Source organism: Sporolactobacillus sp. THM19-2 (genome assembly GCF_004153195.1).
Lineage (GTDB): Bacteria > Bacillota > Bacilli > Bacillales > Sporolactobacillaceae > Sporolactobacillus.
In genome coordinates, this window is sequence record NZ_SEMC01000045.1 from 1 (window position 1) to 1,903 (window position 1,903).

Below are 1,903 nucleotides of genomic sequence, written 5' to 3' on the forward strand. Positions count from 1 at the left end.
AAATCGAGTAGGAGGCAGTTCACACTGCCGACCTCTCACACCACCGTACGTACGGATCCGTATACGGCGGTTCAATAACTTAGGCACTTTGAATATACTGGAGCCTCTTGGAAAGGTTAATCAATCCAAGATGCTCCAGCTTTTCATTCGTCAGGGTGTAACAAAGCGTCTTGCTGTGGGCTGTCCGCCAGTAACCCTTACGGGTATTGGCGCAGGTGAATACTTGTGCTTCAGACATCCCTAACTTCCGGAGCTTCTTGAAACGGGTTTTGATTTTCTTCCATGACTTCCAGATATATTGACGAATTCTCGAGCGGAGCCACTCATCCAAGCGTTGGATAAAGCTCTTCATGTGTCCGATCCCGTAGTACTGAAGCCAGCCTCTCATCTTCAATCGGATTTCTCCGAAAAGGACATCGAGACTGCGTCCACGGTTACGTTTGGTCATTTGCTTTAAAGCTCTTTTGACACGCCTCTTGGTTTTCATGCTTGGTCGCGCATAGGCACCGTTACGGGAGACCCCCAGGGAGAATCCCAGAAAGTTAAGCCTCAGCGGCGAACCCACCTGCGTCTTTTCCCGGTTGACCGTCACTTTTAGATCTTTTTCCAGAAACCTAGTGACACTGGCAAGAACTCGGTATCCCGCGCGCCGGCTTCTGACATAGATGTTACAGTCATCTGCATAACGCACGAATTCGTGACCTCTTGCGGTAAGTAGCTTATCCAGTTCGTTGAGATAAATGTTGGCCAACAGAGGCGACAGATTCCCACCTTGCGGTGTTCCTTTGTCCGTTTTCTCAAAGAGTCGGCCGTTCATCACTCCACTCGTCAGGAATCTACGAATCAGATGCAAGAGCCACGGATCATCAATATATTGGATAATAAATTTCATGAGAAGATCGTGATTGACCGTGTCAAAGTAGGCTTTCAGGTCTAAATCCACAACATGGTGATAGCCTCGATTGTAGAGCGACACCACTCGGTGGATCGCGTCATGAGCACTGCGATGCGGCCTGAACCCATAGCTATGATCTGAGAACACCCTTTCGAACCTCGGCATCATCACTTGAGCCACAGCCTGTTGGATCATCCGATCAACAACGGTCGGTATGCCGAGTTTGCGCTTGGAACCATCCGGTTTAGGGATTTCTACCCGTTTTACCGGAGCTGGTTTATAGGTTCCATTGCGCAATGATGCTAATAATTCTTGCCGATGTTCTTTAAGATAGGACAGTACTTCTTCTATAGTCATTCCGTCAATTCCTGCCGCTCCCTTATTACGCTTCACCCGAAGGTAAGCTTGATTCAGGTTCTTTCGCGACAGGACAAGTTCCATCATTGAAGTGCCATTCTCAGCTGTATTTTCACCAGAAGTCGTACTACGCGCCCCGGAGTACTCTTGGCCTTCCATGCCTACCCTCTTCCGGCGGTCAGCTTTATGTTCTGTTTTCTGCGATTGTCGCACGGCCTCCACCTCCAATATCAATGAGAATTATTATTGTTCGGTCCTTCGCTGCCAAAGGTAGCTACTATGACCTCGGCTGACTTCTGCATCATTCAGCCGCACATCACTGCGCAGTTTGTCGCTGTAGGACTTTTCGTCCTTCTTGTTGGCAACCTATGATGCAGATCTCCCCGGGTAAGAGCGATAACCTTCGTGCCATGTAACTGCCAACTCTACTGCTCGTCATTTTGGGCGGTATCGGACTTTGGTTTGTTTAGCAACCTTATCCATGACGCACAGCCTTATAGCTGGTTCTTGTGCATCAGTCCAGCACTTTGCTTTAGACTTCCTTCAGATTCTCCCTCACGGGAGACACCCTTGTCCTCAGCTAGTAGTTCCGACCGCTACGGCCTACGACGGACTTTCACCGCCAAGTTATCGTCCATGCCGGGCGCACTA

General features: G+C 49.3%; 1 protein-coding gene. It reads right to left on the minus strand.

Annotated features, from left to right (window positions below; all coding sequences use genetic code 11):
* Nucleotides 1-79 precede the first annotated feature (79 nt).
* Nucleotides 80-1,411, minus strand: a complete 1,332-nt coding sequence (gene ltrA, locus EWH91_RS14250; RefSeq protein WP_240697390.1) for a group II intron reverse transcriptase/maturase — start codon at nt 1,409-1,411, stop codon at nt 80-82.
* Nucleotides 1,412-1,903: the final 492 nt, after the last annotated feature.